Below are 15,760 nucleotides of genomic sequence, written 5' to 3'. Positions count from 1 at the left end.
GATGCATCCCAATGATGATGACCGCACCCAGTTCATGCCGCGCCCGGGTGGCCGCGCGCCGGAACCTGTGCGTGCCGAACCTTCGCCGCTGGCGATGCCGGCCGCGCCGATGCTCACCGGCAAAAGCCAGGGCCTGAACCCGCTGGAAAGCGCCGCCGGCCCGCTGTTGGCCTTGCTGACGCGCCTGCGCAACACCATCGCGCACCCGGCGCCGGCGAGCCTGCGCGCGCAATTGCTGGCCTACCTGCGCCAGTTCGAAGAGCGCGCCGAAGCCGCCGGCGTGGCGCGCAACGAAGTGCTGCTGGCGCGTTACGCGCTGTGCACCGCTCTCGATGAAGCGGTGCTCAGCACGCCCTGGGGCAGCACCAGCGATTGGGGCAAGCAGAGCCTGCTGATCACCGTGCATAACGAAGCCTGGGGCGGCGAAAAGGTCTTCCAGTTACTCGACCATTGCCTGCAAAGCCCACGCGAGCGCCTGTACCTGCTGGAGCTGTTGTACCTGTGCATGTGCCTGGGTTTCGAAGGCCGCTACCGCGTGATGAATGATGGCCGCAGCCACTTGGAAGCCCTGCGCGAGCGCACTGCCGCCGCCATTCGCAGCGCCCGTGGCGAGCACGAGCGGGAGCTGTCGCCGCATTGGCGTGGCGTGACCGTGGCGCGGGATCGCCTGGCGCAATTCATGCCGCCGTGGATCGCCGTGGCCATCGGCCTGGCGTTGCTGCTGGCGTTGCTGTTCGGTTTGCGCATGAAGCTGGCATCGGATGCCGAACCGGTATTCAAGAATATCCACGCCTTGGGCGAGATCCCGGTGCAAGCCATCGACCGCCCGGTGGCGCAGCCCAAAGTCATTGAGCGGCCGCGCCTGGCCGGCTTCCTGGCCGAAGACATCAAGGCCGGTCGCGTGGCGGTGGAAGATAAAGTCGACCGCTCGGTGGTGACTATCAGGGGCGACGAGTTATTCGCGTCGGCCAGTTCCAGCATTGTTGATGACTACCAGCCGCTGATGCTGCGCATTGCCGATGCCATCCGCAAAGTGAAGGGCCAGGTGCGCGTCACCGGGCACAGCGACAACCGCCCGATTGCCACGCTGCGCTTCCCGTCGAACTGGGCGTTGTCGGAAGCGCGCGCCAAGTCGGTGCTGGAGATCCTCGCGGCCAAGACCGGCCAGGGCGAGCGCTTCAGCGCCGAAGGCAGAAGCGACACCGAGCCGCTGGCCACCAACAGCACAGCCGAAGGCCGCGCCCGCAATCGCCGGGTTGAAATCACTGTATTGGCGGAGGGCGTCGAGTGAAGGCGTTTTTCAGTTTCATGATTCGCTGGGTGATCCCGGTACTGGGTTTGATCGCCCTGAGCCTGATCATCTGGTTTGTCGGGCCGTTGCTCGACGTGTTGGTGCCGGAAGGGCGCCGCTGGGCGCTGATCATTCTGGTCTTCGCGGTGTGGATCGCATACCGCGTGTTCCGCATCATCCAGGCGCGGCGCCAGGCCGCCGAAGTAATGCGGAGCCTCGCCGCGCAAACGCCGGCCGATCCCAATAGCACTGCCACCGCCGAAGAGTTGTCGACCCTGCGCCAGCGCATGGACGAAGCCCTGGCCCTGCTGAAAAAGGCCAAGCTGGGCGGTGACGAACGCCGCAACCTCTACGAGCTGCCGTGGTACGTGATCATTGGCCCACCGGGTTCGGGCAAGACCACGGCGCTGGTCAATTCCGGGCTGCATTTTCCGCTGGCCGCGCAGTTGGGCGCCGGTGCGGTGCGTGGCGTCGGTGGTACGCGAAACTGCGACTGGTGGTTTACCGACCAGGCCGTATTGCTCGACACCGCCGGCCGCTACACCACCCAGGACAGCAACTCCACGGTGGACAAAGCCGCGTGGCTGGGCTTCCTCGACCTGCTGAAAAAGCAGCGTTCACGCCGACCCATCGATGGCGCGTTTATCGCCATCAGCCTGTCTGACTTGCTGCTCGGCACCGACGCCGAACGCGCTGCCCACGCGGCGGCGATCCGCCTGCGGATCCAGGAGCTGTACACCCAGTTGGGCGTGCGTTTCCCGATCTACCTGATGCTGACCAAGCTCGACCTCGTGCCGGGCTTCATGGAGTACTTCGACAACCTGAGCAAGGAAGAACGCGCCCAGGTGTGGGGCATGACCTTTGCTCTCGACGACGGCAAACACAGCGACAGCCCGCTGGCCCACCTGCAAAGCGAATTCGCAGGCTTGGAGCAGCGCCTCAACGAACGCCTGGTGGAGCGCCTGCAACAGGAACGCGACCCGGCGCGGCGCGACCTGATCTACGGGTTCCCGCAGCAGTTCGGCGCCTTGAAGGATTGCCTGCAAAGCTTCCTCGAAGGCGTATTCAAACCGAATGCCTTTGAAGAGCGCGTGCTGCTGCGCGGCGTGTATTTCACCAGCGGCACCCAGGAGGGCAGCCCGATTGACCGCCTGATCGGCGCCATGGCCCAGAGCATGAACCTGGACCGCCAGCACCTGGCGCGCCAGAGCGGCACCGGGCGCAGTTACTTCATCGAAAAACTCTTCACCGCCGTGGCGTTTGCCGAGCGTGGCCTGGTGGGTGTGAACCCGCAGGTCGAACGCCGCCGCAAGTGGGTCGCGCGCGGTGTGCTCGCGGCTACCGTGGCGTTGGTCGTGGTGGTCAGCGGCCTGTGGTGGGTGAGTTACCGCGCCAACCAGGCGTATATCGCGCAAGTCGATCAGAAGGTCGCGCCGCTGGGCCAGACCGTGCAGAACCTGAGCCCGGCGCAGCGCGAAGTGCTGGCAGTGCTGCCGTTGCTCAACGCGGTGAAGAACCTCGCGGGGGATTCTCCCAACTGGTCCGAGGGCCTGGGGCTGTACCAGGGCGATATGCTCGAAGCCGAATCCGCCAGCGTCTACCGCAAGCTGTTGATCGCGGTGTTCGCGCCGCGCCTGGTGACGCGTATCGAAGAACAGCTGCACGGTGGCGGCAGTTCGGACTTCCTCTACGAAGGCCTCAAGGCCTACCTGATGCTCGCCGACAGTGAGCATTACGACCCGGACTTCATCAAGGCCTGGATCGCCCTCGACTGGGACCGCAACCTGCCACGCGACCTGCCGGCCGACCAGCGCCAGGCGTTGACCGGGCACTTGCAGGCGTTGTTTGACCGCCACCCCCCAAGTGCACGCCTCGACCCACGCCTGATCGATGACCTGCGCCGCCAGCTGCAACAACTGCCGGTGGCCCAGCGTGTGTATGACCGGGTCAAACGGCAGAAACTGCCCGAAGGCGTCCAGGACTTCCGTATCAACGAAGCCGCCGGCCGTGATGCCGCGCTGGTGTTCAGCCGCAAAAGTGGCAAGCCGCTGGGCGAGCCGTTGAGTGGCTTCTTTACCGCCAAGGGTTATCGCCAGGCATTCCTGCTGAGCAGCCTGAACCAGACCGGTACCCTCGCTGAAGAGCAATGGGTATTGGGCCGCGAGCAGGCTGATCAACAGAACGTGGTAAGCCTGGCCGCAGATGTGCGCCGCCTGTATTTCCAGGATTACCAGCGCCAGTGGGATGCGTTGCTGGCCGATATCGACTTTGTGCCGATCACCAGCGTGGCCCAGGCGGCCGATGTACTGCGGGTGATTTCCGGGCCGACCTCGCCGCTGAAAAAACTGTTGGTGGCGGTGGCCAAGGAAACCGACCTGCAAGCCGAAGAACGCCAATTAGCGGCCAAGGGCGTGCCGGTGGAAGGTGGCGTCGACAAGCTCAAGGAGCGCCTCGGCAGCCTGCTCGGCCAGGAGCAACCAACAGCCAATACACCGGCGGCGGCAGACGATCCGGTGACCGCGCACTTTGCCGAACTCAACAGCATCGTCAGCAAAAATGAAGGCGAACCGGCCGCCATCGACGGCCTGCTGGCGGACATGAACGCCCTGTACGTGCAGGTCAGCGCCATGGTCGGCGCCAGTGGCGACGCGTTGCTCGGTGAGGCCAAGAACCAGGCGGCGGCTGCGGCCACGCGCGTCAGCCTGAATGCCGAACGCCAGCCGCCGTTGGTGCAGGGCATGGTCAAGTCGGTGGTCAACTCCACCACCAACAGCATGATGGGCGGCGTGCGCAACCAGCTGAACGCGGCGTGGGTCAGCGAGGTGGTGAATGTGTATCGCCAGTCGTTGGCGGGCCGTTATCCGATGTCGCCGGGCAGCGCGCGGGATGCGACCCTGGATGACTTCGGCCAGTTCTTCGGCGTGGGCGGGGTGATGGACAACTACTTCCGCAAGTACCTGCAGCCCTACGTGGACACCTCCACGCAAACCTGGCGCTGGCAGCCGGGCGCGGCGCAGAAGCTTGGGATTGCGCCGGGCGTGCTGCAAACCTTCCAGCGCGCGGCGGCTATTCGTGACGCGTTTTTCCGCGCTGGCGGTACTCAGCCCATCGTACGCTTCGAGCTAAAACCGGTATCGATGGACCCGACCATCACCCAGTTCCTGCTCGACCTCGACGGCCAGCAATTGAGTTATGACCACGGCCCAAGCCGCCCGGTGGCGATGCAATGGCCTAACCCCGGCAGCATTGGCGTGGTGCGTATCTCCATCATGCCGCCGTCGGCCAGCGGGCGCTCCGGTGTGACCCTGGACGGCCCGTGGGCCTGGTTCCGCCTGCTGGAGCAATCGGACCTCACCGCCGGCAACTCGCCGGACCGCTTCAACCTGCGCCTGCGGGTCGACGGCGCGAGCATTGCCTACGAGTTGCGCGCCAACAGCGCCTTCAACCCGTTCAAGAGCCGCGTACTCAATGGCTTCAGCCTGCCGGAGCGGCTATGACGGCTTTGGGTTTCTACGGCAAGTTGGCCAGCCGCGGGGATTTTGTCAGCCGCGCCTTGCCGCAGAGTTTTATCGGCCCGTGGGACAGCTGGCTGGCGGCCGGTTTGCTCGCCAGCCAGAACAGCCTGGGCGGCGATTGGCTCAATGTTTACCTGGTCAGCCCGTTGTGGCGCTTTGTGTTGGCGCCGGGCGTGTGCGGGCCGGACGCGGCGGCGGGCGTGGTGATGCCGAGCATTGATCGGGTCGGGCGCTATTTCCCGCTGGCGGTGGTGGCGTTGCTCGATCACGACACCAACCCCGCGTCCCTGGTAGGCGGTTCGGACACCTGGTTCGAACAGGCCGAAGAGCTGCTGCTGAGCACCCTGGATGCCGGCGCCACGTTTGAAAGTTTCAACGCTGGCCTCGACAGACTCGGCGTGCCAGCCAGTGAGCCGCGCGCAGTCGACAGCCGTTTCGCCGGCCTGCAGCGCGTGGCGGCCACCGTGCCGCATCAGCGCATGGCCGCGCTCGCCGAACAGGCCTGCGACGGTGCCAGCCTGTGGTGGGGCCGTGGTTCGCAGACGATTTCCCCCGGTTTATTGCGGTGCCAGGGCCTGCCTGCCACCGGCGATTTTGTGCAGTTTTTGCTCGGACAAGAAGGTGTGGTGTAGATGGGGTCGACGTATAAATCCGCGAGCAAAAGCCATGTGGGCATGGTGCGCCAGGTCAATGAAGACGCATGCCTGGACCTGCCGGAAAACCGCCTGTGGGTGGTTGCCGATGGCATGGGCGGGCACGCGGCGGGGGATTACGTCAGCAGTCTGATCGTCGACAGCCTGCGCGGTGTGCCGGTGGGGCGTTCTCTCGACGAATACACCGCCGCCCTGCGCGCTGACCTGATCCGCATCAACGCCGCCGTACGTGAAGAAACCGCCAACCGTGGCGTGACCATGATGGGCAGCACCGTGGTCGTCCTGGCGGCGCGCGGCTTGCGTGGCGTGTGCCTGTGGGCCGGTGACAGCCGCCTGTACCGCCTGCGTGACGGCGTGCTCGAAGGCATCTCCCGCGACCACAGCTACGTACAAGACCTGCAAGACAGCGGCCTGCTCAGCGAGGCCGATGCCCGCGTGCACCCGCGCGCCAACATCGTCACCCGCGCGATCGGCGTGGAGGCGCAACTGGAACTGGCAGTGGTCGACCTGTTGATCGCCCCCGGCGACAGCTACTTGCTGTGCAGCGACGGCCTGAACAAAACCGTTGAGGACCACGAGATCCGCGAAGTACTCAGCCATGACGCGCCGGATGAAATCGTGCGCAGCCTGGTGCACCTCGGGCTCAATCGCGGCGCGCCGGACAACATCACCGCCATCGTCGTGAAGGTATCGGCATGAACATCCTGATTCCCGGCTATGACATCGAAGGCGAAATCGGCGAAGGCGCCATGGCCAGCGTGTACTTGGCGACCCAACGCTCGCTGGAGCGCAAGGTAGCGTTGAAGGTGATGGCGGCGGCGTTGGCGGCTGACCCGAGCTTCTGCGAGCGTTTCCTGCGCGAGGGCAAGACCCTGGCACGCTTGTCGCACCCGCACACCGTGACCATCCATGACATCGGCAATGTCGGTGAGCTGTATTACATGGCCATGGAATACCTGCCCAACGGCACGCTCAAGGAGCGCATCGCCGCGGGGCTGACGCCGGAGCAGGGCGTGACGCTGATCCGCCAGATTGCTTCGGCGCTGGGTTATGCCCATGCCCAAGGGCTGGTGCACCGCGACGTCAAGCCGGCGAACATTCTGTTCCGCGCCGACGGCACGGCGGTGCTGTCGGACTTTGGTATCGCCAAATCCCTGGACGATCGCACCCAGTTCACCCAGGCCGGTTTCGCGGTTGGCACGCCGAGCTATATGAGCCCGGAGCAGGCGCGGGGCCAGGAGATTGATGGCCGCGCCGACCTCTACGCGCTGGGCGTGGTGCTGTATGAAATCCTCGTCGGCAAACTGCCCTATAGCGGCACCGATGCGCTGTCCACCGCATTGGCGCACCTGACCGAGCCGCTGCCGGAATTGCCGGTGCACCACGGGCGTTACCAGGGTGTGCTGCGCAAGCTGTTGGCCAAGGACCCGGCGGAACGTTTCCCGGATGCGGCGGCGTTGCTGCTGGCCTTGGATAACCTGCCGAGCGAATCGGTGGAGGCCACGCTGGTGCGTCCGCTGCCGATCCCGATGAGTTTTGACCTGGCGGGCATCACGCCGGAATCCATCGAAATTCCGACGGCCAAGCCCGAACCGGTGCGTCAACCGGTGGTGACGCCGACCCACCACAGCGAGCAGCGTCGTGGGCCGGTGCTGGCGTTGGCGGCGGTGGCCGTCGCTGTTGCGTTGGCTATCGGTGGCGCGAGCTATTGGTGGTTGAGCGGCAGCGATGCGCCCGCCACGCCGCCCGCTGCGGTGGTGCCCAAAGTGACACCGCCGCCGGTGGCCGAAGTGGATGGCGGCCAGCGTCCGCTGTTGATGGCGGGCAAGAAAACCCTGTTCCAGCGCGTTCTCAGTAAGCCGGGCGCCAAGCTTGCCCATGATGCTGGTGGTGCCCCCAGCGAAGGGCTGCCGGCGTTTTCCGTGCTCTATGTGTACCAACGCAAAGACATCGACGGCAGCCCTTGGGTACGTGTAGGCGCCGCCACCGATGGTCGCAGCGATGGTTGGTTGCCGGCCTCTCAAGTCAGCGACTGGAAGCAGAGCCTGGTGCTCAAGTTCACCGAGCGCTCGGGCCGCGCACCGGTGATGTTCCTGCGCCAACCCGGCGAGGTGGAAAAGCTGCTGGCTGACCCTGCCGCCGCCAAAGGCGTATTGGCCAAGGCGCAGCAAAACAGCGACGACAACGGCCAGGTCCTGGCCCTGGAACCGGCGGCCAGCGCGGTGCCGCAGAACCAGTTCTACCTGTTGCCGATCTTCGACTCCAAGGAGACCTTCGACGAGAACGGCCAGCCGGTGCAGTTGCTCAACGTGGCCTCTATCGATCCCGGCAGCGCCGCGGCCAAGGCGCCAGCCCGGGCCGTCGCGGCGGCCAACGCCGACGCCTTCCGTACGGCGGTGGTCATGGTGGTGGACACCACCGTGTCGATGCAGCCGTATATCGACCAGATCCGCGATGTGGTGCACGAGCTGCAAACCCGCATCGCCGAGCGCGGCGAGTTGGACAGTGTCAGTTTCGGCATGGTGGGGTTTCGCAGCAGCATCAAGAAAACCCCTGGGCTGGAATACACCGCGAAAACCCTCATCACCCTCGACCAGGGCCGCGACCCGCAACGCTTCCTCGACATGGCGCGGCAGGTCAAAGCCTCGACCGTCTCCAGCCATTCGTTCAACGAAGACGCGTTTGCCGGCGTGATGCAGGCCGTGGACGGCATGGATTGGTCCGGTTATGGCGGGCGCATCATCCTGCTGGTTACCGATGCCGGCGCGTTGCGCAAGAACGACCCGTTTGCCGCCACCCAGATGAACGAAGCCGAAGTACGCCAGGCCGCGTTGGGCAAGCAGATCAAGATCTACGCCCTGCACCTGCGCACCGATGCCGGCAAGAAAACCCACGCCGGCGCCGAAAGCCAGTACCGCATCCTCACCGCCGACGCCAACCCGCAGATCGGCGACCTGTACACGCCGGTGCCCGGTGGCGACGTGCGCAAGCTGGGCGAGCGCGTGGATGAGATTGGCAGCGTGTTCGCCAACCTCGTGCACCAGGTGCGCAGCAATACGCCGCAGCCGGTGCCGCTGTTGAGCACCGCGCCGAGCCTGGCGGACAAATCCGCCGCCGTCGGTTATGCGATGCATATGGACTTCCTCGGCCGCAAAACCGCGAGCCAGGCGCCGCAACTGGTCAGCGCCTGGACCGCCGACCGCGACCTCACCAACCCGGCGCTGCCGGCGTTCCAGGTGTGCGTGATGCTCACCAAGTTGCAGCTCAACGACCTGCAGCAGTCGCTGAAACTGATCGTGGATGCGGCGCGCAAAACCCAGACCTCGCCGAAGGATTTCTTCCAGGAAATCGCCAGCGCCTCGGCCTACATGAGCCGCGACCCGCAAGCCCTGCGCAAGGGCGGCAACCTGGCGGACGGCGGCATTCTCGGTGAATACCTGGAAGGCCTGCCGTACCGCAGCAAGTCGCTGAACATGAGCCAGGACCTGTGGCTGTCGTTGAGCGTGGCCGAACAGGAAGACTTTATCGACGAGCTGGATTCGAAAATCCGCCTGTATGAAACCTTCCACAATGACCTGGCCAACTGGGTCCGTTTCGGCGATGCCGAGCCGGGCGACGCGTTGTACCGCGTGCCGTTGTCGACGCTGCCTTGATGCTGAACCTGAGCGCGGTGCACAAGAGCCGGGGCCTCGGTAGCCAGCGCTATAGCCTGGTGATTCCGGCTTTGCAGCTGCGTGCGGGAGAGCAAGTGGCGATTGTCGGGCCGAGCGGCTGTGGCAAAAGCACATTGCTCGATCTGCTGGCGCTGGTGTTGGCGCCGGACCGGATCGGCCAGTTTGAATTCCTTCAGCAGGACATCGGTGCCCTGTGGCGCGCCGACCAGCAATCCAGCCTGGCCGCATTGCGCAGCCAGCACCTGGGCTATGTTTTGCAAACCGGTGGGCTGTTGGGGTTTCTGGATGTGCGCAGCAACATCGCGTTATCCCGCCAGCTGCTGGGCCTGAAGGATGACGGCAGCGTGGCGCGCCTGGCCGAGCAGCTGGAAATCAGCGATCAGTTGGCGAAGAAGCCGGCGGCCTTGTCAGTGGGCCAACGCCAGCGCGTAAGTTGCGCCCGCGCCTTGGCCCACGCGCCGCAACTGGTGCTGGCGGATGAGCCGACCGCAGCCCTCGACCCCTTGAATGCCGAGCGCGTGATGCACGCGCTGCTGGCCCAGGCCCGTGAACACCGCGCCGCTTGTGTGATCGCCACCCATGACGAACCGCTGGCGCGCGCCAGTGGCTTGCAGGTGCGGCGCATCAGTTGCCGGCGCGACACCGACGGCGGCGTTACCGCCACCCTCGGGGAGGCGTGCTGATGCGCCTGCCTCTGATCACCTCCCTGGCCTGGCAGGATTACCGCAACGACGCCTGGCTGTCGGCCTGTTCGGTGCTGGCGCTGGTGGCGGTGATCGCGCCGCTGCTGGTGTTATTTGGTCTGAAATTTGGACTGGTTAGCAGTTTGACCGAACGTTTGCAGACCGACCCCGCTACCCGTGAAATTATTCCGCTGGGCGGTGGTCGATTCAGCAGCGCATTGATCGAGCAGCTCGGCCAGCGTCCTGATGTGGCGTTTGCCATCCCGCGTACGCGGCAGATTGCAGCCACGGCGCAGGTCGGCACGCTGGCCCTGGAGATGCTGCCGACCGCGCCGGGCGATCCGTTGCTGGCCGGTTTACCGATGCCTCGGGGCTTGGACCAGATCGTATTGAGTCATACCGCCGCCGAGAAGCTCGCGGCGCGGCCGGGGGATTGGTTGGAAACCAGCTTTGCGCGGCAAGTGGCGGGGCGCGTCGAGGCCCAGCGCACGCGGGTGCAAGTGCAGGCGGTATTGCCGCTGGAAGCCTTTGCGCGCGATGGGTTGTTTGCGGATTTGGGCTTGCTGGAAGCGGCGGAAGATTACCGCGATGGCCGCGCCGCCCCGGCGTTGGGTTGGGAGGGAGACGCCTTGGGCGTGAGCGAGCAGCGGGTGTATCCGGCGTTTCGCTTGTATGCGCGCAGCCTCACCGATGTAGAGCCGTTGCGGGTATTTTTCGCCGGGCAGAATCTGTTGGTTTCGACCCAGGCGCAGACCATCGCCCAGGTGCAGTCGTTGAGCCGCAACCTGTCGATCGTGTTCTGGGTGATTGCCGGGTTGGCGTTGCTCGGGGCGTTTGCGGCGATCTTCGCCGGGGCGCTGGCCGCTGTGGCGCGCAAGCGTCGGGAATTGTCGGTGCTGCGCCTGTTGGGGTTTTCCACCGGGGCACTGTTGCTGTTTGTGGTGATGCAGGCGCTGTACAGCGCGGGTGTTGCCGCCGTGCTCAGCGCCGGGCTGTACGGCCTGGCCGAGGCGGGTTTGAATCAATTATTTGTGCAGGTGCCGGGCGAATACGCCAGCCACCTGCTGGCGCGTCATTACGCCCTGGCCCTGGTTGCAATCCTCGGCGTCAGCGCCGTGGCGGCGGCCTGTGGTGGTTGGCGAGTGGCGCGTATCCAGGCTTCTGAAGGAATCAGAGATGTATAAGTTACTGGGCGCCGCCGTGGCGCTGACCTTGGCCTCGATGGCCTGGGCCGATGAGGCAAGCGACAAGCTCGACAACCCGAAACCGTTGGCGGGCGACGTCAGCCTGCCGCTGCCGTGTGAAGGCAACATGCTGTTCCGCTACGCCTACGTGTTGGCCCAAGGCACGCTGGACGACCGCGAGATCAGCCTCGGCTACCCCTTCGCCGAAGGTGAGGCGGGCTACCAGCAGTCGTTTATTTCCGGCTACCGCCGCGACTTTATCAACGGCCAGTTCACCCTCAAGGACTTGCCCAAGGAGTGGAACAAAGTCATCGCGCCGTTGATGCCGAAGACCGACGCCAAGACCCCGCTCAAGCCCATGTTGTATTTCATCGGCAAGTACGAAGTGACCGCACGCCAATACGCCCAGGTGATGTCTCAGGCGCAGGCCCTGGCCAGTGGTGAACCGGCCCCGGCCTGCGATGCGCCGACCGGCATGGCCGGGCGCTTGCCCAAGGTGAAGCTGTCGCGTTTTGAAGCCGAGCGCTTCTCGGCGGTGTACAGCGCCTGGCTGATGAAATACCACCGCGACTTGCTGCCAGTCAGCGGGCGCGGTTCTTCAGCCGACGATGGCGGCCTCGGTTTTGTGCGCCTGCCCACCGAAGTGGAATGGGAATTTGCCGCGCGCGGCGGCCACGCCGTGAGCCGTCAGGACCTTGAAGGGCGCCTGTTCCCACGCCGCGTCGAAGGCAGCGACAGCGATGGCCCGCTGGGCGACTACGCGGTGTTCAATCAAGTGGCCGGCGGCACCGGCCAGGCGGCGCGGCTGATGCCCATCGGCACCAAGTTGCCCAACCCCATCGGCCTGTTCGACGTGATCGGCAACGCCGCGGAAATGGTCCAGGAATCCTTCCAGCTGGTGCACGCCGGGCGCCGCCAGGGCACGTACGGCGGCTTTGTGGTCAAGGGCGGCAACTACCTGGAAGGCGAGGGCACGCTGTTTACCGGCATGCGTCGTGAGTACCCGCTGTTCGCCGCCGACGGCACTGAACAAAGCAACGAGACCACCGGGTTCCGCGTGGCGATTGGCGCATTGTCGGCGCCGCGCTCGCGCTACAAGGAGCTGTTTGCGCAGTGGCAGAAAGAGGGCCGCCTGGCCGCGCTGACCGACGCCATCGACGACGCCCAGGACCCGACCAAGCGCCTGGACAGCATCATCGCCGCCAGTGCCGACCCCAAGCTGCAAGCCGAGCTGGGGCTGGTGAATGAAGAACTCAAGCGCAATGTCTCGCTGATCGCCCAGCAACGCGAAGAAGCGGCGGGCAACCTGATTCAGTCAGCCGCGTTGGTGGCTGAAACCATCGCCAACTACAACATCCGCCTGGCCAACCTGCAGAAGAGTCGCCAGCAGGCCCTGGACAACAAGGACGAGGCCAGCGCGCAGCTGTTTGACATGGCCATTGCCAACGGCCGCAGCGCGCTCGACGGCGCGGTGGCGATCTACATCGACAACTTGGCCACCGGCACGCGTTACACCGATGCGGTGATCCAGGCGCAGTTTCAACGAATCAAGGAAGAGTTGGATCGCAAACCGGTGCTCGGCAAGAGCCTGGTGACGCGCGCAACACTGTTCGTCCGCCATGTCGGCAATTACCGCAAACAACAGCGGGCCGACCCGGCGACGATCTTGAAGGAATTGCTCGCAGCGAGCGGACAGCGATGATCGCTGGCTGTATAGCGAGCTTGGAAGGGACTCAGGCGGCGGTTGCCGTGCTGGGCAAGTCAAACTTAGAAGAGAACACAACTTATGCTTTTTTCCCGTAAGGCGGTTTCCAAGCGTCACTTGCTGCTGATTGCCGCTGGTTTCAGCACGGTGCTGACCGGTTGCGCCACCTCGCCGGCCTCCAAGGTCGCGTCCAGCACCAAGGTCGAGTACTACCCGAACTGCTACGAGCCGGTGCAGCACTTGCGTGCCACCGATTCGGACATGACCAAGTCGGTGGTGACCGGCGCAGCCATCGGCGCTGCCGGCGGTGCACTGCTGGGCGCCCTGACCGGCGACTCCGACAAGCGCGGCCGTAACGCCGCCATCGGTGCGGCTGGCGGCGCCTTGGCTGGCGGCGCGGCGGGCTACTACACCGAGCGTCAGAAGCAGATCAGCGATGACAACCAGCGCATTGCTTCCTACTCCACCGACTTCAACAAAAGCGCTTCGGATATCGACCGCAGCACCGCTTACGCCAAGGCGTCCCAGCAGTGCTACCAGAGCGCGTTCACCAAGCTGGTGAATGATCGCAAGGCCAAGACCGTCAACGACACCGAGGGCCGCAAGCGCCTGGCGGAAATCGTCGCCGGCCTGAAGGAGTCCAATGACCTGATCGTCGCGGTCAACGGCAAAGCCAGCGAAGACCTGAACAACTACACCCAGGCCTACGAAAAAGACCTGCAGCAAGTCGGCGTACAGCGTACCGACGTGGTCACCGTGGCCACTGCCGACACCGCTCCGGCCGTCGCCCCTGCCAAGGGCAAGAAAGCCGTGAAACCGGCGAAGAAGCCGGTGCTGCCAACCGTACCGAAAGAAGCGGTGACCACCGAGAAGAGCATCCAGACCGTGCAGGCCAAGCAAGCTGAAAGCAAGCAGGTGGCCAGTGCCGGTAAAGCGCAGCTCGAAGGCAGCTGCCGTGATCCGAACCTGGCTGACTGGGCGCCGGTACCTTGCCCAAACGTTTAAGTAACATGCTGCTATAAGCGTCAAACGCCAGCCGATCTTCCGCTAATGCGCAAGATCGGTAGCGTTCTTTTTGCAAATCGTTAAACTGCTGCGGCCACTCAATAATTACACCGAGGCCGTGTGCATGAAATTTCGTCTTCTGCTGTGGGTGCTGGGCCTGATGATGGGCAAAGCCAGCCGCACCAATCCCGCCTTCCAGCAACAGCTGGGTGACAAAGACCTGGCGTTCCAGTTGCAGACCCTCGACGGCAAGGTTGCCCGTCACTTCATCGTCAAAGACCAGCGCATCACCAGCCGTTCGGGCGTACACCCGGCGCCTGCGTTTGCCATCGCGTTCAAGGACGCCGCCTACGGCTTCGCCACGATGCAGGCGAAGAACAAGCAACTGGCGTTCATGACGGGGATTCAGGACAAGTCGATCCAGATCAAGGGCAACCCGGCGCTGGTAATCTGGTTCCAGGGGTTGACCAAGTATTTGAAGCCGAAGAAGAACAAGGGCTGAGGTTTTTCAGTAAGACCGAGTTGGATTCATCGGGGGCTTGCCCCCGATAGTTATCTGACAGGCGCCAGATTCATCCCTGGCTGAACTGCGACGCCAACTCGCGCAACAGCACCTCAGCATCCAACACCTTGCCAACCACTTCCTCCGCCTTGTCCCGGCTCAATCCCAGGCGCTCAAGCAGCGCATCCGGGATCGCCTCATCCGGCCCGGAACCAATCCCCCGGCTGCGCAACAAGCGCACGGCCAGGCACACCAGGTTCGGGTACTCGGCGTATTGGCCGTCGTAGGTCGGATCGTGCTGGAAGCGCAGAGCGGTGGACAGCTCGTCCGGCATGTCCCAGTAGCGCATCAGCCAGGCGCCGATCTGTTCGCGGCTGATACCCAGCAAGTGTTGCTCGACATAGCTGTGGCACAGGTGCGGGTTGACCTCCAGGTGACGGCAGATCAGCGAGAAGTGCGGCGGGAACACATGCGCCAGCAGCAGGTAGCCGAAGTTGTGCAGCAGGCCGGCCAGGTAGGTCAGCCCGGCTTCCGGGCGCTGGGCACGCGGCATTGCGCGGGTCAGGCCCTCGATTACGGCGGCGGTGTAGATCGACTGATGCCAGTACGGCGTGGCCTGATGCGGGTTGTCCTTGGGCAGGCTCAAGGTTTTGCCCAGGGCCAGGCCCAGCGCGAGGTTGATCACCAGGTCAAAGCCCAGCACGCGCACGATGGCGTCTTCAACCGAACGAATCTTGCCGGGCGACGCGTAGTACGGCGACGCGGCCCAGCTCACCACTTGGGCGGCCAGGGCCGGGTCGGTTTCCACCACGCCAGTGATGTCATCGATGGTGGCGTTGGGGTCGACGCGCAGCTTGATGATCTTCTGCGCGGTGTCGGCCAGCGGCGGAATCTCGATGGTCGCTTCCAGGCGCTGCTGGATGCGGCGGGCAGTGAACGCCTGCATCGCCTGGGTGATTTCCTCGCGGTCATCATTGGGGCGGTCGAGGTTGGGGCGGATTTTGCTCAACGGCTCGCCGAAGTGGCCGGCGCTGGCCTTGGTAAGCAGGGTCTTGAAGGCGTCGCTGGTGATTTCCAGCAGCAGCCCGGCTTCGCCCGAATGCACCAGCAGGCTCGGCTCGTCGAGCAGGCTGCCTTCGTACAGGCATGGCGAACTGGTGAGGGGCGGCAGGTCCGGCAGCAGGCTCAGGTCATGCTTGCCGAGCATGCGTTCGACCCGCTCCGGCGACACGGCGATAAGGCGGCGCCCGGTCAGTTCGGCGAGGCGGTTGAGGTCGAGCAACTGGTTCTGCGGGAACAGCACCATCAGTGCGCCCACGGCATCTTCCAGCAGCACGGCCTGGACCTTTCGTGCAGGATTCAGGCCCGGTTGGTCGGCGACTTCCGTGTAGGGGATGGCGAGCTTTGCGAGCAGAGCCCGAATGACCGGCGGGGCGGTCAGTGGGGCTGTGGCGAGGGCAACTTCTGACATGGCCTGATCCAATTTCTTACAGTCCACGAAGTATAACCAGCTTGATACAGAGGGTGGTCGCTTAAGTGAGTCAGGCG

The 15,760-nt window shown here is 64.6% G+C and carries 11 protein-coding genes; 10 read left to right on the top strand and 1 reads right to left on the bottom strand.

What is annotated here, in order from left to right; all coding sequences use genetic code 11:
- Position 1 precedes the first annotated feature (1 nt).
- From CXQ82_RS30510 to CXQ82_RS30465, 10 genes are all read left to right on the top strand, one after another.
- On the top strand, positions 2–1,291 hold the full coding sequence (locus CXQ82_RS30510; RefSeq protein WP_101273607.1) for a DotU family type VI secretion system protein: 1,290 nt from the start codon (positions 2–4) through the stop codon (positions 1,289–1,291).
- Complete coding sequence (gene tssM, locus CXQ82_RS30505; RefSeq protein ID WP_101273606.1) at positions 1,288–4,788, top strand: type VI secretion system membrane subunit TssM; 3,501 nt, start codon at positions 1,288–1,290, stop codon at positions 4,786–4,788. The genes CXQ82_RS30510 and tssM overlap by 4 nt, the downstream gene beginning before the upstream one ends.
- Entirely contained in the window at positions 4,785–5,438 is a 654-nt protein-coding gene (tagF, locus tag CXQ82_RS30500; protein ID WP_101273605.1) for a type VI secretion system-associated protein TagF, read from the top strand. Before tssM ends, tagF begins: the two co-directional genes overlap by 4 nt.
- On the top strand, positions 5,439–6,158 hold the full coding sequence (locus CXQ82_RS30495) for a PP2C family serine/threonine-protein phosphatase (RefSeq protein ID WP_101273604.1): 720 nt from the start codon (positions 5,439–5,441) through the stop codon (positions 6,156–6,158).
- Complete coding sequence (locus tag CXQ82_RS30490) at positions 6,155–9,112, top strand: serine/threonine-protein kinase (RefSeq protein ID WP_101273603.1); 2,958 nt, start codon at positions 6,155–6,157, stop codon at positions 9,110–9,112. The genes CXQ82_RS30495 and CXQ82_RS30490 overlap by 4 nt, the downstream gene beginning before the upstream one ends.
- Positions 9,112–9,816 carry an ABC transporter ATP-binding protein gene (locus tag CXQ82_RS30485; protein WP_101273602.1) on the top strand — a complete coding sequence of 235 codons (705 nt, stop codon included), beginning with the start codon at positions 9,112–9,114 and terminating at the stop codon, positions 9,814–9,816. The genes CXQ82_RS30490 and CXQ82_RS30485 overlap by 1 nt, the downstream gene beginning before the upstream one ends.
- Positions 9,816–11,000 carry an ABC transporter permease gene (locus tag CXQ82_RS30480; protein WP_101273601.1) on the top strand — a complete coding sequence of 395 codons (1,185 nt, stop codon included), beginning with the start codon at positions 9,816–9,818 and terminating at the stop codon, positions 10,998–11,000. The genes CXQ82_RS30485 and CXQ82_RS30480 overlap by 1 nt, the downstream gene beginning before the upstream one ends.
- On the top strand, positions 10,993–12,702 hold the full coding sequence (locus tag CXQ82_RS30475) for an SUMF1/EgtB/PvdO family nonheme iron enzyme (protein ID WP_101273600.1): 1,710 nt from the start codon (positions 10,993–10,995) through the stop codon (positions 12,700–12,702). The genes CXQ82_RS30480 and CXQ82_RS30475 overlap by 8 nt, the downstream gene beginning before the upstream one ends.
- 84 nt (positions 12,703–12,786) lie before the next feature.
- A complete protein-coding gene (gene tagQ, locus CXQ82_RS30470) occupies positions 12,787–13,710 on the top strand; it encodes a type VI secretion system-associated lipoprotein TagQ (protein WP_101273599.1) in 924 nt (307 codons plus the stop codon).
- 124 nt (positions 13,711–13,834) lie between these two features.
- Positions 13,835–14,212 carry a helicase gene (locus CXQ82_RS30465; protein ID WP_101273888.1) on the top strand — a complete coding sequence of 126 codons (378 nt, stop codon included), beginning with the start codon at positions 13,835–13,837 and terminating at the stop codon, positions 14,210–14,212.
- A gap of 70 nt (positions 14,213–14,282) precedes the next feature.
- Here CXQ82_RS30465 and CXQ82_RS30460 read toward each other — a convergent pair whose 3' ends face one another.
- Entirely contained in the window at positions 14,283–15,683 is a 1,401-nt protein-coding gene (locus CXQ82_RS30460; RefSeq protein WP_101273598.1) for an aminoacyl-tRNA deacylase and HDOD domain-containing protein, read from the bottom strand.
- Positions 15,684–15,760 lie beyond the last annotated feature (77 nt).

The sequence above is a fragment of the Pseudomonas sp. S09G 359 genome (assembly GCF_002843605.1).
Classification (GTDB): Bacteria; Pseudomonadota; Gammaproteobacteria; order Pseudomonadales; family Pseudomonadaceae; genus Aquipseudomonas.
This window is presented reverse-complemented; position numbering and strand designations above follow the sequence as displayed.